Genomic DNA, 16702 nt, shown 5'->3' on the forward strand with positions numbered 1-16702 from the left:
CCCGGTCGCCGGCGAATGACGGACCGGACTTCAGGAGTGCATGCCCGTGGAAATCAAATGGCTTGAGGACTTTCTGGCGCTCGCCAGTACGCTGAACTTCTCAAAGGCGGCGGACGAGCGCCATGTCACCCAATCCGCCTTCAGCCGCCGCATCCGGCAGTTGGAGGCCTGGCTCGGCGCCACGCTCGTCGACCGCGCGACCTATCCTTCGCGCCTGACGGAGGCGGGGTCGAAATTCGTGCCGGTGGCGCAGGAGACTCTGAAACAGCTCTACCAGGCAAGGCGCAATCTGCAGCAGGAGGAAGGCTCCGACGCCCGCACCATCAAGCTGACAGCGCTGCACACGCTCTCCTTCACCTTCTTTCCCGCATGGATGACACGGGTCAACGCCCGGAGCGGGCCGCTCTTCTCCCGACTTCGCCCCGATTCCGGCAGCATGGAGGAAAACCTCAATTCGCTTGTCGACGGCGAATGCGACTTCCTGCTGACCTACGCCCATACCCAGGTCCCGCACCTGCTCGACCCGCAGGCCTTCGAACATCGCGTGCTCGGCCACGAACGCATCATCCCCGTTTCGGCGGCGAATGAAGCGGGGGAGCCCCTGCACCGGCTGGAAGGCGGCACGAAACCGTTCCCGCATTTGAGCTACGAAAAATCGTCGTTCTTCGGCCAGCTTCTGGATGATCTGATCGGGCGCGAGCTGCCGCCGGCGCAAAGGGTGCACGAAGGCAGCATGTCGGTGGGGCTGAAAGCCATGGCCGAATCCGGATGGGGCATCGCCTGGGTGCCCGAAAGCCTGATGACGGATGAGCTGGCGAACGGCTCGCTGGTCAGGGCCGCCGACCCACGCTGGGACGTCAGTGTCGAGATCCGGCTCTATCGCGCCAAGGAAAACCGCCGCCCGATCGTCGGCCGCGTCTGGCAGAGCCTGGAAGCTGTCGCCTAAGCGACAGCCCTGGCCCGCACGGGCGAGCTAGATCGCCGTCTGCCGTGCACGTTCCAGATAGAGTTCGCGCAGGCGCTTGACCACCGGGCCCGGTTCACCGCTACCGACAGGCTTGCCGTCGATGCGGGTGATCGGCGCAACGAAGTTCGAAGCGCTGGTGAGGCACGCTTCGCGGGCGTTGAGCGCCTCTTCGAGCGTGAAGGGGCGTTCTTCCAGCGTCATTCCCTGTTCGGCGGCGAGCGCGAGAGCGGCGAGCCGGGTGCAGCCGGGCAGCGTCTTGTGGCTGTTGCCGCGCGTGACGATGCGGTTGTCCGCCGTGACGATGTAGGCGGTGGAGGAAGCACCTTCCGTCACGAACCCGTCCTCGATCATCCACGCCTCATCGCAGCCTTCAGCCTTGGCGATGCGCTTCGCGATCACCTGCGGCAGCAGGCACACGCTCTTGATGTCGCGGCGCGCCCAGCGCTGGTCGGGCACGGTCTTGACCGACAGCCCCTTGGTGGTGGCCGTCACCAGCGTCTTTGCCTGGGTGAAGAGCACCAGCGTCGGCTTGATATCCTCGGAGAACAGAAAGTTCCGGTCCTCGGCGCCCCGGGTGAGCTGCAGATAGACCATGCCTTCGACAAGGCCGTTCTCTTCGATCAGCCGCTTTTCGATCGCGACGATCTCGTCGGTCGATACCGGCAAAGGCACATCGATTTCACGCGCGCAGCGCTCCAGGCGCGCCATATGCGATGCGCTGTCGATCAGCCTGCCCTCAAGCACGGCGGTGACCTCGTAGATGCCATCACCGAAGAGGAAGCCGCGATCGAAGATCGAGAGGCGCGCCTCGTTCTCGGGCAAAAACTCGCCGTTGAGATAGACGGTGCGGATGGACGGCTGGGACATGTAGGCTCCGTAAAAATTGGTTTGGCAGAGGCGCATGGACCGCAACACCGAACGCGATCCAGGGGCACAAATCAGTGTTCGCTGAGCGCGCGAAGCCGTTCGAGCGAGATCGCCTCGACCGTGCTCGGCTTGCCGTTCGCGGCATTGAAACCATGCGTCGTGCGGGCCATGGTCAGCGAATTGAGGATGGCCTCCTCCGTCGCCTCGATGGCCGCTTCGAAGAGCGGCGATATTAGGTCGTTTGGAAGATCGGGATAGTCGGCAATCGCGGCCCGGCGCGCCTTGGTGCGACGAACGGCGGCAGCCGTCGAGAAGGCGAGCGCATAATCGCCGGAACCATTGCTGAGCGCGGCGCCGGTGCGGGCCAGGCCGCCGAAGGCGCGTTCGGCCAGACGCTTGAGGTTGCGGGAAGAGAGCGGCGCATCGGTCGCGATCACGATGACGATCGAACCGTCGCGGTCGTGTGCCGCCGGCGCCTCATAGGCACGACCGCAGACGGTGAGCCGGCCGCCATAATTGGATTGGACGAGCACGCCGAGCGTAAAGACCTCGCCTGCCGCCTTCACAAGTCGCGAGCTCGTACCGATGCCGCCCTTCAGCCCGAAGGCCACCGTGCCGGTTCCGGCACCGACAGCCCCCTCCTCGACGGCACCGGTCTTCGCGGCGGCAAGGGCAGCGCCGATCTCGTCGATCGTCGGGCGACCGGCGCGGATATCGTTGAGGCGGGAGTCGTTAGTCTCGCCGACGACCGCGTTCAGCGACACGACCTTCTCGTTGCCCGGCTGCGCCAGCGTCCAGCGATTGACGACCTCGATGGCGCGTCCCGTCGCCAGCGTGTTGGTGAGAACGACGGGCGTTTCCAGCTCGCCGAGCTCCTCTACCTGGGTGGAGCCCGCAAACTTGCCGAAGCCGTTGAGCACAGCGAAGCCGGCCGGCACCTTGTCCTGAAAGAGGTTGCCGTCATGAGGCAGTATGGCGGTGGCGCCGGTGCGGATGCAGTCGGCCTCGACAACGGTGGCATGGCCCACCGCGACACCCATCACATCGGTGATCGCATTGAGCGGTCCGGGTTCGTAAGCACCCGGGCGGAAACCGATGTCGCGAAGCCGTAAACGCTTGATATTTGTCATTTTTCGCCGTTTTCCTCACCCATCGCCGCGGTCGCGAAGCAGTCATTTCGTCGCAGGCGACCCTACCTGTATCGGCGGCAAAACGGCATCGCAAAAATGGAATAGTTTCATGAGAAGCCTGCAACGCCGCCCTTCGCGGTCGGTCGTGGAGCTATGAGCCGAATGCGACTTTTCCGCATGGGCCCATGGATCAGCGCGGCGACTGATAGTCGAGTGAAATAAAGCAGTTGCAACCATAAGAAACAGTTCATAAGTTCGCCTCGTCTTTGGCAAGGGAGCCTCCCATCCATGACGAAGCCGCTTGATGCAACCTCAGGCAGGTCTCAGCAGACGACGCCCGAAATGGCGACACGGCCGAGCCTCGGCATCTGGGCTTGCTCCGCGCTCGTCGTCGGCAACATCATCGGCTCCGGCTTCTATCTCTCTCCCGCCGCACTCGCGCCCTACGGCGCCGCAGCCCTCGTCGGCTGGGTCTGCATGGCGGTTGCCGCCATGTGCCTCGGCCTTGTGTTTGCGCGGCTCGCAGGCGTCAGGCCCGCGACCGGCGGCCCCTACGCCTACAGTCGCATGGCTTTCGGTCCGTTTGCCGGCTTTCTGGTCGCCTGGGCCTACTGGATCTCGATCTGGGCGTCGCTGCCGGCGATCGCCATGGCCTTCACCGGTTATCTCGGCGTGTTCGTCCCGAACCTTCAGCATATGCCGGGCGGCTTCACGGCGGTTTCGCTCGCCGCCATGTGGCTGGTTGCCGCCATCAACATGTTCGGCGTAAGGAGCGCCGGGCGTTTCCAGATCGTGACCGTCGGATTGAAACTCCTTCCCTTCATCGCGATTGCGCTTCTCGGCCTCTTCTGGATCGAGCCGCAGAACCTGACACCCATCAACCCGAGCGGGCTGTCCATGCTCGGTCTGATCTCCGCGACCGCACCGTTGACGATGTTCGCCTTTCTCGGCATCGAGTCTGCCACCGTTCCGGCCGGCGATGTCGACGATCCGAAACGCACGATCCCGCGGGCGACCGTGCTCGGCACGCTCTGCTGCGGCCTCATCTTCATCCTAGGCACGCTCGTGGTCATGGGCACGGTCCCGCGCGAAACGCTTACGCGTTCCGCCGCTCCCTTCTCCGATGCGGCCTTCATGATGTGGGGCTGGTGGGGGAGCACGCTGGTTGCGGCCGCCGTCGTTCTTTCGTCGATCGGCGCGCTCAACGGCTGGACGCTGCTGATGGCTCAGGTGCCGATGGCAGCGGCCCGCGATGGGCTGTTCCCTCCAGTTTTCGGGCGCCTTTCCAGCCGTGGCGTGCCGCAGTGGGGTATCGTCCTCTCGATGCTGCTTGCTTCGGCCCTTCTCGTTCTGCAGACCTCGGGCGTGTCGGGACTGATGGCCGTCTATAGGTTCGCCGTCGACCTTTCGACCACCGCAGCCATGGTGCCTTACGTCTTCTGCAGCCTCGTCGAGGGCGCGCTGTTCCTGGCACTCACACGTCCGCGCGACGAGGAATGGGGCGGCTTCCGCCTTGGCCCCTACAAGCCCTATGCCCTGGTCGCTTTCATCTTTTCGCTTTGGACGGTCTACGGCAGCGGACCTCAGGCGGGCCTCTGGTGCCTGCTGCTGCTGCTCGTGGCACTGCCCGTCTACCTGTCAGTCGAAAGGAAGGAGCCGTCCACTGGCTGACGTCAAAAAGAATACCCCCACCTGCACCTAGCACCGAACTAGAGAGAGGATTGGATATGAGTACGTTAAACAGGGGTCACCGCCGTCTCGGCATGAAAGCACTCGTTCTTGACGACGAGATCAGCGAGGAAAGTGCGGCCGGCCGCGCCGTCCGGTCGCTGATCGCGGAACTGGAGCGCCGCCAGATCGAGGTGGTGACCGCAGAAAGCGCCGATGACGGTATTGCGGTGATCCGGTCGGACCCCGCTCTCCAATGCGTATTGGTCGACTGGGATCTCGGGTCGGACGGCCACGAACAATCGATCGGCGTCGTCGAGGCGCTGCGCAAGCGCAACGGCACCGTTCCGCTGCTGCTGCTCGCCGACCGCAGCGTCGCCTCGTCGGTTCCGGCCGATATCATGGCGAAGGTCGACGATTTTGTCTGGATGCTCGAAGACACGATGGACTTCGTCGGCGGCCGTATCCAGGCGGCAATCGAGCGCTATCGTTCGACCGTGCTGCCGCCGATGTTCAAGGCGCTCGCCCAGTTCTCCCAGGTGCACGAATACTCCTGGCACACGCCCGGACACACCGGCGGCACGGGTTTCCTGAAGTCGCCGCCCGGCCGCGCCTTCTTCGAGTTCTTCGGCGAACCGCTGCTGCGCTCGGATCTCTCGATCTCGGTCGGTGAACTCGGATCTCTGCTCGACCATTCCGGCCCGATCGGCGCCAGTGAAAAATACGCTGCCCGCGTCTTCGGCTCGCACCGCAGCTACCACGTCACCAACGGCTCCTCGACCTCCAACCGCGTCATTCTGATGGCGAGCGTCAGCCGCGACCAGATCGCGCTGTGCGACCGCAATTGCCATAAGTCGGCCGAACACGCGATGACCATGTCGGGCGCCGTGCCGACCTATATGGTGCCGACCCGGAACCACTACGGCATCATCGGGCCGATCCCGCCGGAACGGCTGACCGCGGTCGCGATCCGCAAGGCGATCGACCAGAACCCGCTTGCCGCGGACCTTTCGGACAAGGAGCCAAAGCACGCCATCATCACCAACTCGACCTATGACGGTCTTTGCTACAACGTAACCCGCGTCGAGGAACTGCTCGGCGCCAGCGTCGACCGCCTGCATTTCGACGAGGCCTGGTACGGCTACGCCCGCTTCAACCCGATCTATCGCGACCGCCACGCAATGCACGGTGATCCGAAGGCGCATACGGCCGACAAGCCGACGGTATTTGCCACCCAGTCGACGCACAAGCTGCTGGCGGCCCTTTCTCAGGCGTCCTTCATTCACGTACGCGACGGCCGCAAGCCGATCCCGCATGGCATTTTCAACGAGACGTTCATGATGCACGCCTCGACCTCGCCGAACTACGCGATCATTGCCTCGAACGACGTCTCGGCGGCGATGATGGACGGGCCCGGCGGCGCGGCGCTCACCAACGAGTCGATCGAGGAAGCCGTGGCGTTCCGCCTGATGATGTCGCGGCTGGCCAACGACGCGGCAGAGCGCGGCGACTGGTTCTTCGATTGCTGGCAACCGGATACGGTGCGCGACCCGAAAACCGGCCGCACAAGCCCCTTCCATGAAGCCTCGCCGGAATCCCTCGCGACCGATCCGTCCTGCTGGGTGCTGAAGCCCGGGGCAGCGTGGCACGGCTTCGGCGAGATCGAGGACGGCTATTGCATGCTCGATCCGATCAAGGTCTCGATCGTCACACCGGGTGTTGCGCCCGGCGGCGGGCTGATGCCGGTCGGCATACCCGCAAGCCTCGTCACCGCCTATCTCGATGCCCGCGGCATCGTTGTCGAGAAGACGACCGACTTCACCATCCTCTTCCTCTTCTCGCTCGGCATCACCAAGGGCAAATGGGGCTCGCTTGTCAGCGCGCTTTGCGACTTCAAGCGCGACTACGACGCCAACCTCACGCTCGAAGTGGCCATCCCGTCGCTGATCGAGGACCACCCGGAACGCTACGCCGGCATGGGTCTCAAGGATCTCGCCGACACAATGTTCCAGGCGATGGACCAACTGAAGACCACCGCCTCCATGGCCGCCGGCTTCTCTGTCCTGCCACATCCGGACCTGAGCCCGGTGCGCGCCTACGAGCGGCTGGTGCGCGGCGAGGTGGAACAGGTGACGCTCGACCATCTGGCCGGCCGCACGGTCGCAACGGGCGTCGTGCCCTATCCGCCCGGCATCCCGCTTCTAATGCCGGGCGAAAACGCTGGGCCCGCCGATGGTCCAGTCCTCGGCTACCTCAAGGCGCTGGAGGCCTATGATCTCCGGTTCCCGGGCTTCACCCATGACACGCACGGGGTGGAGGTCGAGGACGGCCTCTATCGCGTCTATGTGTTGACCCGCTGACCCGGCTTCAGGAGCGAGAACAATGGCTGCTGTCGATACGGCTTCCAAAACCACATCCGCGGGCGTCGCGGAATCCGCCAAGATCGGCCTCGTGCCCGCGACCCTGATGGTCGCGGGCAACATGATGGGCTCGGGCGTCTTCATGCTGCCGGCGAACCTCGCCGCGGTCGGGTCCATCGCCGTCTTCGGATGGCTGATCACCATTGCCGGCGCGATCGCGCTGGCGCTGACCTTCGCCAAGCTCGCGGCGATCGATCCCGCCGCCGGCGGGCCTTACGCCTACACGCGCAAGGCCTTCGGCGACTACATGGGTTACCAGACCAACCTGATCTACTGGCTCGCCAATGTGGTTGGTAACGTCGGCCTTGCGGTCGCCGGTCTCGGCTACCTCACGGCCTTCTTCCCGATGTTGCGCGACCCGCTGGTCTCGGCGCTGGCGCAGGTGGCGCTGATCTGGTTCTTCACCTACGCCAACATCCTCGGCCCGAACGTTGTCGGACGGCTGCAATCCTTCACCACCTCCTTCGCGCTGGTGCCGATCCTCGGCATGGCGATCTTCGGCTGGTTCTGGTTCTCGCCGGCGACCTTCTCCGAAGGCTGGAACGTGTCGGGCAAGGACAGCTGGGCGGCGATCATGGCGACGCTCAACTTCACCCTCTGGGCCTTCATCGGGGTGGAAAGCGCGTCAGTTTCGGCCGGAGTCGTTCGCGACCCGCAGCGCAACGTCCCGATCGCCACCGTCGGCGGCGTCATCCTCGCCGCCGTCGCCTATATCCTGTCTTCGACGGTGATCATGGGCATGATCCCGAACAAGGAGCTGATCGCGTCTTCGGCACCTTTCGCAGACGCCGCGCGGTTGGCGCTCGGCGATACCGCGGGTGCGGTGGTCGCCATCTGCGCAGCACTCGGTTGCCTCGGCTCGCTTGCCGGCTGGACGCTGCTCGTCGGGCAGACCGCGAAAGCTGCGGCCGACGACGGCCTCTTCGGCTCGATCTTCGCCAAGGTCAATTCCAAGGGCGTGCCCTCGGCCGGCCTTGCGATCGTCGCCGTCATCATGACCGTGCAGGTCTTCGCCACGATGTCGCCGACCGCCAGCGAGCAGTTCGGCAAGATCGCCTCGATCGCAGTGATCATGACGCTGCTGCCCTATATCTACTCGGCGATCTCCATCAAGGTGCTCGGCTACAAGAAGATGCCGGCAAGCACCTATAATTGGTACGTCATCATCGGCCTTGCGGCGGCGATCTACAGCCTGGTGGCGCTCATCGGCTCCGACGGCGAGCAGACGCGCTGGTCGCTGATCTTCGTGATCTCGACGATCGTGTTCTATTCGGCCGCGATCACCCGCAAGCGCGAGATCGACGAGAAGCACATCGATCCGGGTGGGCACGCCCCGACCTGGATCCGCTACGTTACCGTCACCGTGACCATTGCCGCGCTCGTCGCGCTCTTCTGGGTCTCGGTCGGCCGTCACCGCGCCGAAACGCTGCGCACCCGCTCGCCGGTTCCGCCTGTCGAAAGCACCGTCCAGCCCGCGGCCGGTTCGCCGGCGGCCGTGCTTCCGGCCGAGAGCCAGCCGGCGCAATAGCCAAAAGGAGGGGTGGTGGATGCAGCCACCGCCCCTTCTTGCATCGATGTCGTCGAGAACGCGCGACCTCGGCCGCGCGTGTTTCAGGTGCCCTCATCGCTGTCGCCGCGGCTTCTTCGACGAACCGCCTGTTGCCTGCCGCGATCCACCAACACAAATATCGGTTTCGGGCGACGAAATACGTCACCTGCCGTATTTTCCAAAGCAGCGTGCGCGACTAGCTTTCGCGCGCCCGCCTTGTGAATTTCCGTTTTTCTTCAATACCCTGCGCCACGGATGCGCCGCGATGCCGGGCATTGGGGAACTGCCTTGCAAAAGAACCGCCGAACCGCCGCTCACATCGCCACGCTCGTCGTGTCGACCGCGCTGTCATCCTCCGGGTTCGCACAGGATGCGGGCGACCCCGGCGATCCGGCAACGTGGCGTACACCAGAGTTCAACGCCCAGTGGGGACTGGCAACTATCCACGCTGAATATGCCTACATGCTGGGCTACGACGGCAGCGGCATCAAGGTCGGCGTGGTCGACAGCGGCCTCGACATTACCCACCCGGAGTTTGCCGGACGCTATGTAGAGGGTATCACCTATGATCCGGAGAAGCCTTGGACGTTCGTAGGGGAGGGTCACGGCACAACGGTCGCCTCGGTCATCGCCGCCAATCGCGATGGGGTCGGCATGCACGGTGTTGCCCCGCGCGTGACCATCGTTCAGGCAGGGGCATCCGACATACCGGGCTACATCAACAATGCTGCCGCCAACTACGGAATCCGTACACTCGTCGACCGCGGCGTGAAGATCATCAACAACAGTTATGGCGACGGCTTCATTACAGAAATGACGGCCGACCGGGCCGAAGCGACGCTCTCAAACAATCTGTCCGCCTATCGCTACGCGGTTTCGCGTGGTGCACTTCTCGTCTTCGCAGCGATGAACGACGGCGCGGCACAGCCGTCCATCGATGCGGGTCTCCCCTATCTTTTCCCGGAGCTGGAACAGGGCTGGCTCGCCGTGGTGGCGACCAGTCCTACACACATGCCCGATTGGTCGAACAGGTGTGGCGTTGCATTAAATTGGTGTCTTGCCGCACCTGGTGGAGACGACGCCACGCGCTGGGACCCGGAAAGAGGCGAATGGGTCTCGGCCAATCCTCAGGACAACATCATGGTCGCCGTCCCCGGTGGAGGATACAGCAGGGAAAACGGCACATCCCTGGCTGCACCGTTCGTGGCCGGAACGGCCGCGCTGGTCGCGCAGGCATTCCCGTACATGACGATGGACCAGGTCCGCCAAGTCCTGTTGGGAACGGCCATCGACTATGGCGACCGGGGCGTCGATCCCGTGTTTGGCTATGGCATGGTCAACGCCGGGCGGGCAGTGCGAGGTCCGGGCAAGTTCGACTGGGGTGATTTCCACGCCGTGATCGAGGACGGCGAAAGCGCATGGTCCAATAACATCACCGGCGCGGGAGGGCTGATCAAGTCGGGCGACGGCATATTGATCTTGGCCGGTGACAGCACCTATCACGGCTCCACACGCGTCGATGGTGGCTTCCTGGCGATTGCCGGCAGCATTGCCTCCGAGACCTTTGCTGACGGAAACGGCATACTCTCCGGCAACGGTACCATCTACGGCAATGTCGACAACAACGGCGCCGTCAATCCGGGCTGGGGCCGCAGGGGCGGCACGCTGACCGTGGCCGGCAACTATCGCCAGTCGGGCGACGGCTGGTTCCTCGTCAATCTCGACGCACCCGATGGCACGAGCCGGCTCGACGTCACCGGCACGGCCGAAATCGCCCGTGCAGTCGACGTCAGGGTCCGGCCCGAAAATTACAAGGGCGACGGCCGCCACACCATTCTCTCCGCGGTCGGCGGCGTGACCGGGCGGTTCGAGGACGACTGCGGCTGCTACGCCTTCCTCGACCTCTCGCTCGCCTACGAGCCGAGCGCGGTCTACCTCGACGTCGCCCGCAACGGCGTTGCCTTCGCGGACTTTGCCGAGACCCGCAACGCCGCCGCGGCTGCCTTTGCCGTCGAGCGGCTCGGTATCGGCGGGACGCTCCACGATCTCGCCGTCACCCTCGACGGACAAACCGCAGCCGACCTCTTCGGACAGCTGCCGGGCGACGTTCACAGCTCGACCGTCACGGGCCTCATCGAAAACAGCCAGCTCATCGGCAACCGGATGAACGACCGGCTGCGTGCAGCCTTTGAAACTGTCGGCGCCACGGCGCGGCCGATCGTTAACACCGACGAGATCACCACGGCATCGATTTCTTCGCCAGAAACCATGGGCGCGTGGGGCTCGGCGTTCGGGTCCTGGGGGGATACCGACGGCGACGGCAATGCAGCCGACCTGTCGCGGTCCATAGGCGGCTTCGTCGCCGGTCTCGATGGCGACATCGGTAGCGACTGGCGGCTCGGCTTCCTCGGCGGCTACAGCCATTCCAGCTTCAAGGTCGACGACCGCCGCTCGCGGGCCTCGAGCGACAACTACCACCTCGGGGTCTATGGCGGTGGGACCTGGGGCGGTTTGTCGTTCCGATCCGGCCTTGCCTACACCTTTAGCGAGATCGACAGCAGCCGGCTCGTCGTTTCGCCAGCGCTCGTCGACAGCCTGACTGCGGATTACCGCGCCGGCACCACGCAGGTGTTTGGCGAACTCGGATATGATTTCAGGGCCGGCGATTTCGCGTTCGAGCCCTTCGCCAACCTCGCCTATGTCAACGTGCACACCAATGGGTTCAAGGAGAAGGGCGGTGCGGCAGCGCTCTCCGTCCATGGCGGTTCCAGCGACATGGCCTTCACCACATCAGGGCTTCGCGCGTCAGCCGATTTCGAACTCGGCGCGGCAAAGGCAACGGCGCGCGGTCTCATCGGCTGGCGGCATGCCTATGGCGACGTTACCCCTGCTCTCGCCCAGGCGTTCTCCGGCAGCGAGGCCTTCTCGGTCGCCGGTGCCCCGATCGCGCGGGATAGCGTCATTCTCGAGGCCGGTATCGATTTCGCGCTGACACCGGCATCGACGCTCGGCGTTTCCTACCAGGGGCAGATCGCCTCGACGGCGCGGGAACACGGGGTCCGGGCCGATCTCAACGTCAAGTTCTGAGGGTTCGCGACCGAAAGCGGATCACGATGCCAGCTGATCCGCTGACATCGTCAGGCTGCGCGAATGGCTTGGCGGCGCGCCCATGATCTTGCGGAAGGCGCGGCTGAACGACGCTTCCGAATCGTAGCCGAGGCGGTTTGCGACATGGGCGACGCGTTTGCCCTCGCGCAGCCACTGATGCGCCTGGTGCATACGCATGCGCGCCACGTAACGGGCCGGCGTCTCGCCGACCGTATCGGCGAACCGCTGGGCGAAACCGGAGCGCGACGCACCCATGAGCTTGGCCAGTTCCGGTACGGTCCAGTCCTTGGTCGGATCGAGGTGAATGGCGGCAAGCACGCGGCCGACCTCCGGGTGACGTACGGCCGCCAGCCAGCCGGTCGACGTGCCGCAGCCATGCTCCACCCAGGCGCGGATGATCGTGGCCGTCAACACGTCGGCAAGCCGTGCCAGGATGCCACCCGCACCGACGCGCTGCATCGCAGCCTCCCGCGTCATGGTATCGAGAAGCGACGGGATCGACGGCTCGCTCTTGGCAAGGTCGCTGGTACGCATGACCGACGGCATCAGCTGCAAGAGCGGATGCAGGCGGTCGACGTTGAATTGCATCACCGCGAAAAACAGAAGGTTCTGGCTGTCCGAGTTTGGGCATTGCACGTCGACGATCCCGTCGCAAAGCTGCCGTTTCGGCAGGTCGCGGATCGAGATCGTCGGCAGGCCGGGCTTGCTCGCAAGCACATGTGCGTCGCCCCGCGGCAACAGCACGGCATCTCCAGGCGTCAACTCCATCCACGACCCGTCAGGCGATTGCAGATGGGCGGAACCGGAGGCGAGAAAATGAAATCGTGCCGGTTCCTGCTCGGGATAGGCGGTCGCCCATGGCGCACAGGGCTGGCAGCGCCCATATTCGACACCGTCGAGCCTGAGGCCGCGCAGGATCTCGGTCAGCGCATCGCTCATCTTACATCTCACCTTTGGACAAACGGCACAGTGTTTTGGATTTTCTAGCATAGAAACTCCAATTGGCCATGCATATTTTCATCACCACATGCAATGGAGATGAAAATTATGGATGGTATTGTCGCCAAGCCCACGGGACAGGCGGATGAACGGGACAAGCCGCTTTGGGCGGCGGTCGTTTCCCTGTCGCTCGGGGTCTTCGGCCTGGTCACGGCAGAGTTTCTGCCGGCAAGCCTGCTGACGCCGATGTCCGCCGATCTCGGCGTCACCGTCGGCGCCGCCGGCCAGTCGGTCACCACGACGGCCGTGGTCGCGGCCATCGCCGGCCCGGCGATCGTCGTTTACACCGGCCGCTTTGACCGGCGGAACGTTCTTCTCACCTTGACCGCCCTTCTCATCGTTTCAAGCCTGATCGCCGGCTTTGCAACCAGCCTGCCGATGCTGCTTGCCGCCCGTTTCCTCCTCGGCATCGGCCTTGGCGGTTTCTGGGCGCTGTCGCTGGCGCTTGCCATGCGGCTGGTTCCTGGCCGGCTGATGCCGCGGGCGATGGCGATCATCATGTCGGGCGTGTCGATCGCCACCGTCTGCGCCGCGCCTGTCGGCGCCTGGATCGGCGCGACGCTCGGGTGGCGCTACGCCTTCCTGCTTGCTGCCGCCGTCGGGATCGTCACCTTCATCGTCCAGGCTTTGACGGTTCCGCGGCTTCCGCCGGTCGGGACGACCGGCCTCGACACGATCCTCAACGTCCTGAAACGCCCGGCCATCCGGCTCGGCCTTGCGACCATCCTCTTGGTCGTCACCGGTCACTTTGCCGGCTTCACCTATGTCCGCCCGTTCCTTGAACAGGTGCCGCAGTTCGGCGTCGAGGCGATAACCGCGATCCTGCTCGCCTTCGGCATCGGTGGCTTCTTCGGTAACATTGCCGGCGGCTTCCTCGCCGAACGCAGCACGCGGCTCTCGATGATGTCGGCGGCCGCCGGCGTCGCTGCCACCACGCTGGTCCTGGCCCTGGCGGGCGCGCTGCCGACCGTCGCCATCGTCGCGACCGCCGCCTGGGGCTTCGCCTTCGGCGCCCTGCCGGTCAGCGTCCAGTCGTTCTTGAGCCGTGCGGCCGGTGATGAGGCCGAAGGTGCTGGAGCGGCGACGCTCACCACTTTCCAGATCGCCATTTCCACCGGGGCGATCCTCGGCGGCCTCCTTGTCGAACTGCAGGGCCCGGCCGGCGTCTTCCTCTTTGCGGCGGTTGCCGCGATGCTCGGCACCTCACTGGTTTCGGTCTATCGCGAGCGGGCTCTTCAACCGGCGGAGTAACAACATCCGCGCCAGCTTGGTGCGAGAGTGGCAACTCGCACTCGCGCCTGCCGGACTCGGAAGAGTCCGGCAGGCAAGAATGTTCTAGGTGCAGCGCGGCGATCCGTGACGTCTGGCAACAGGCGCTGCACGCAGTGGGGCGCTGTTGCGGGATGGGGTTTGGTCAGGACAACGACATGCCCCCATCCGTGTCGGAAGGATCAATTCCCCGGAAGCCGCCGCTCCTTCCAGGCAGCTTTCGGCACTTCGCCACCGATGGCAATGCTGAAGGAGGTCACTTCGGTCGCATCTTCATTGACGACGCAATTGAAGTCGACGTCGTACCAGTTCGATTTGTTCTGGTAGGCCCCACCGCTGGCGTCCATACGGTTTTTGGCGATAAAGCCACCCCGCGGCCCGAAGGGCACGAGTCCTTCGGGCGGGGTATCCGGCCGCTGGCTGCGGATCTGCTCCAGCGCCTCGAGATTGCACAGTTGCAGGATCCGCCTCTTGACCGGCAGGTTGATCAGGGCCTGTTTCACCCGCGGATCGGCAATCGACTTTGCAGAATAAAGTTCTTTTGCTTTCGTCAATTTGCTTGGAACGGGCTTGAGTTCGACCTTTGCCGCAGCATCGGCCGGCTTTGCCTTTGCCGTCCCGTCTTCCGATTTGACCGTCTGCGGCTTGGCGTCAGGCGTTTCTTTTGCTTCAGGCTTGGCTTCTGCCACCGTCGCCGCTGCCTTTTCATCCGCCTTCTGTGTGGCGCTGTCAGTGGCTCTCGCAGGCACGGCAAGCGTTGACGGGGGTTTCGGTTCCTTGACCGGTTCTTTTTTCTCGGTCGAGGACACGGTTGCCGGCTTATCCGCCGGCTTTGCCTTGTCATCCACCGCCTTTGCCGGGTCGGACGCCTCCGTCTTTTTCTCCGTCTCGCGCGCAGCCGGCGGAAGCTCTGCCTCCTTGTTGTCCTGCTTGGTCTTGGCCATGGCCGAGGCGAAGGATTGCGGCAGTTGCTGCGCCGGCTTGGGTTGCGGCTTCGGGTCTGCCTTCGGCTGGGGCTTGGGTTTGGGCTGCGGCTTTGGCTGTTCAGCCTTCTTCTCTTCGCCCTTTTTCGGCCCCGCCTTCTTCTGCTCTGCCTGTTTCTGCTCGGCCTTCTTCGGCTCCTTCGCCTCTGCTGGCGGCGGAACGAGCTCGACGTTGACGGTCTGCTCCTTCGGCGGCGTCGGCAGCTCGAAGGGCAGGTCGTACAAAAGAAAAAGGGCTACGACGAGGTGCAGGGCGACCGACACCGGCGCGCCCCATCCCATCCGTTCCCGCCAATTTCCCGCAAAAAGCTGCATCGCCAAGGAGATAAACCAATCGACGGGCGGAACCTAGGAGCTTCCGCCGATCTCAACAAGAGGCATAGGCCTGCATATGCAGCCGGAGGTTCGCGCTGCAGCTTGCGGGCCATCGATCGTGGGCGAATGAAATTAACGCCTTCGGGGGTCGCCGCCATCAACCGCTGGCTTCTTGTCAAAAACGTTCCCGGCAAAAACGAGGCGGCGAAATCTGTTTCGGGCCACGCGCCAATTTCGCACAAAAATACCTATTATATAATTTCTATAGATTTAATTTTTACGTACGCCCGAACGGCTTCGCCCGGTGGCGCAATGACATTCTTTTGGCTTTGGGGACCCTCATGCAGCAAACTTCCACTCACCGAAAACTTTTCACAAAAGCCTTTGCCGCGACGGCAGCGCTGGCGGCGGGCCTCATCGCCACCTCGGCGCTTGCCGGCGAAACGCTCGACAAGATCAAGGCGCGCGGCGTCATCAAGGTCGGCGTCGGCACCACGCCGGGCTTCTTCTCACCCGACAGCAACGGCCGCTGGCAGGGCTTCTTCGTCGATTTCGGCCGCGCCATCGCCATCACCGTCTTCAACGATGCCGAGAAGGTCGAGTTCACCAACTCGTCGCCGCAGCAGCGTCTGCCGGCGCTGCAATCGGGCGAGTTCGACATCCTGTTGTCCGGCGTCACCCAGACGGTGAGCCGCGCCTTCAAGCTCGGCTTCCATTTCGGCCCCGTCGTCTTCTACGACGGCCAGGGACTGCTGGTGCGCAAGGACCTTGGCGTAGCCAAGGGCGAGGAACTCGACGGCGCGACGATCGGCGTCCAGAGCGGCACGACCGGCGAACTCAACATCGCCGACTTCTTCCGCAAGACCGGCAAGGCTTTCACGCCGGTCACGATCGAGGAAACCGGCGAGTTCCTGAAGGCACTCGACTCGGGCCGCGTCGACGCCCTGACCCAGGACGCGACCGACCTTGCGGCCAAGCGCACGCAGCTTTCCAAGCCCGACGATTACGTGCTTCTGCCCGAGCGCCTGTCGAAGGAGCCCTTGGCGCCGGCGATCCGCGCCGGTGACGACCAGTGGCTCGAAATCGTCAACTGGACCGTTTACGCGACGATCCAGGCCGAAGAGTTTGGCATCACCAAGGAGAACGTCGACACGTTCCTTGCGAGCGAGGATCCGGCGATCAAGCGCTTCCTCGGCGTCGATCCGTCGCTCGGCGAAGCGATCGGCCTCGATCCGAAATTCGCCTACAACATCGTCAAGACCGTCGGCAACTACGGCGAGATCTTCGAGCGCAACGTCGGCAAGGGCACGCCGCTCAACTTCGAGCGCGGCTACAACCAGCCCTGGACGGCCGGCGGCCTGCTCTATTCGCCGCCGTTCCGTTGAGCCGGTTCATGGTCCTTCCCATGACACGCCAACTCCAACCGG

Annotated in this window: 11 protein-coding genes; 7 read left to right on the forward strand and 4 right to left on the reverse strand. The window is 64.2% G+C overall.

Annotated features, from left to right (window positions below; translation table 11 throughout):
* The first annotated feature begins 46 nt into the window (after positions 1–46).
* Entirely contained in the window at positions 47–946 is a 900-nt protein-coding gene (locus IB279_RS33545; protein WP_034790308.1) for a LysR substrate-binding domain-containing protein, read from the forward strand.
* A gap of 27 nt (positions 947–973) precedes the next feature.
* On the opposite strand, the gene IB279_RS33550 is transcribed toward IB279_RS33545, so the two are convergent.
* Both IB279_RS33550 and IB279_RS33555 read right to left on the reverse strand, forming a co-directional pair.
* Entirely contained in the window at positions 974–1834 is an 861-nt protein-coding gene (locus IB279_RS33550) for a D-amino-acid transaminase (RefSeq protein WP_090299175.1), read from the reverse strand.
* A 71-nt stretch (positions 1835–1905) separates the two neighbouring features.
* Entirely contained in the window at positions 1906–2964 is a 1059-nt protein-coding gene (locus IB279_RS33555) for a P1 family peptidase (RefSeq protein WP_060585760.1), read from the reverse strand.
* A 288-nt stretch (positions 2965–3252) separates the two neighbouring features.
* Here IB279_RS33555 and IB279_RS33560 point away from each other — a divergent pair, with 288 nt between their 5' ends.
* From IB279_RS33560 to IB279_RS33575, 4 genes are all read left to right on the forward strand, one after another.
* Complete coding sequence (locus tag IB279_RS33560) at positions 3253–4635, forward strand: amino acid permease (RefSeq protein ID WP_234824512.1); 1383 nt, start codon at positions 3253–3255, stop codon at positions 4633–4635.
* Positions 4636–4691: 56 nt separating this feature from the next.
* Positions 4692–6992 carry an Orn/Lys/Arg decarboxylase N-terminal domain-containing protein gene (locus IB279_RS33565; protein ID WP_090299172.1) on the forward strand — a complete coding sequence of 767 codons (2301 nt, stop codon included), beginning with the start codon at positions 4692–4694 and terminating at the stop codon, positions 6990–6992.
* A 22-nt stretch (positions 6993–7014) separates the two neighbouring features.
* Positions 7015–8580 carry an arginine/agmatine antiporter gene (adiC, locus tag IB279_RS33570; RefSeq protein ID WP_060519942.1) on the forward strand — a complete coding sequence of 522 codons (1566 nt, stop codon included), beginning with the start codon at positions 7015–7017 and terminating at the stop codon, positions 8578–8580.
* 309 nt (positions 8581–8889) lie between these two features.
* Positions 8890–11688: an autotransporter domain-containing protein gene (locus IB279_RS33575; protein ID WP_192340635.1), complete on the forward strand. Its 2799-nt coding sequence runs from the start codon at positions 8890–8892 to the stop codon at positions 11686–11688.
* Positions 11689–11709: 21 nt separating this feature from the next.
* Here IB279_RS33575 and IB279_RS33580 read toward each other — a convergent pair whose 3' ends face one another.
* Positions 11710–12648: an AraC family transcriptional regulator gene (locus tag IB279_RS33580; RefSeq protein ID WP_060585756.1), complete on the reverse strand. Its 939-nt coding sequence runs from the start codon at positions 12646–12648 to the stop codon at positions 11710–11712.
* A 108-nt stretch (positions 12649–12756) separates the two neighbouring features.
* Between IB279_RS33580 and IB279_RS33585 the strand changes: the two genes are divergently transcribed.
* Positions 12757–13959 (forward strand): MFS transporter, encoded by a 1203-nt coding sequence (locus IB279_RS33585; RefSeq protein WP_112983751.1) that lies wholly within the window; start codon positions 12757–12759, stop codon positions 13957–13959.
* A 200-nt stretch (positions 13960–14159) separates the two neighbouring features.
* On the opposite strand, the gene IB279_RS33590 is transcribed toward IB279_RS33585, so the two are convergent.
* Positions 14160–15224 carry a DUF930 domain-containing protein gene (locus IB279_RS33590; protein WP_192340637.1) on the reverse strand — a complete coding sequence of 355 codons (1065 nt, stop codon included), beginning with the start codon at positions 15222–15224 and terminating at the stop codon, positions 14160–14162.
* A gap of 392 nt (positions 15225–15616) precedes the next feature.
* Between IB279_RS33590 and IB279_RS33595 the strand changes: the two genes are divergently transcribed.
* Positions 15617–16660 (forward strand): amino acid ABC transporter substrate-binding protein, encoded by a 1044-nt coding sequence (locus IB279_RS33595; protein WP_113189443.1) that lies wholly within the window; start codon positions 15617–15619, stop codon positions 16658–16660.
* Positions 16661–16702 lie beyond the last annotated feature (42 nt).

This window comes from Ensifer sp. ENS06, assembly GCF_014852205.1.
GTDB lineage: Bacteria > Pseudomonadota > Alphaproteobacteria > Rhizobiales > Rhizobiaceae > Ensifer > Ensifer adhaerens.

What these genes read in the sequence shown, in the direction of transcription:
- IB279_RS33550 (WP_090299175.1), bottom strand. Translation starts at nt 1,834, where the DNA reads ATGTCCCAGCCGTCCATCCGCACCGTCTATCTCAACGGCGAGTTTTTG.
- IB279_RS33555 (WP_060585760.1), bottom strand. Translation starts at nt 2,964, where the DNA reads ATGACAAATATCAAGCGTTTACGGCTTCGCGACATCGGTTTCCGCCCG.
- IB279_RS33560 (WP_234824512.1), top strand. Translation starts at nt 3,253, where the DNA reads ATGACGAAGCCGCTTGATGCAACCTCAGGCAGGTCTCAGCAGACGACG.
- IB279_RS33565 (WP_090299172.1), top strand. Translation starts at nt 4,692, where the DNA reads ATGAGTACGTTAAACAGGGGTCACCGCCGTCTCGGCATGAAAGCACTC.
- adiC (WP_060519942.1), top strand. Translation starts at nt 7,015, where the DNA reads ATGGCTGCTGTCGATACGGCTTCCAAAACCACATCCGCGGGCGTCGCG.
- IB279_RS33580 (WP_060585756.1), bottom strand. Translation starts at nt 12,648, where the DNA reads ATGAGCGATGCGCTGACCGAGATCCTGCGCGGCCTCAGGCTCGACGGT.
- IB279_RS33585 (WP_112983751.1), top strand. Translation starts at nt 12,757, where the DNA reads ATGGATGGTATTGTCGCCAAGCCCACGGGACAGGCGGATGAACGGGAC.
- IB279_RS33595 (WP_113189443.1), top strand. Translation starts at nt 15,617, where the DNA reads ATGCAGCAAACTTCCACTCACCGAAAACTTTTCACAAAAGCCTTTGCC.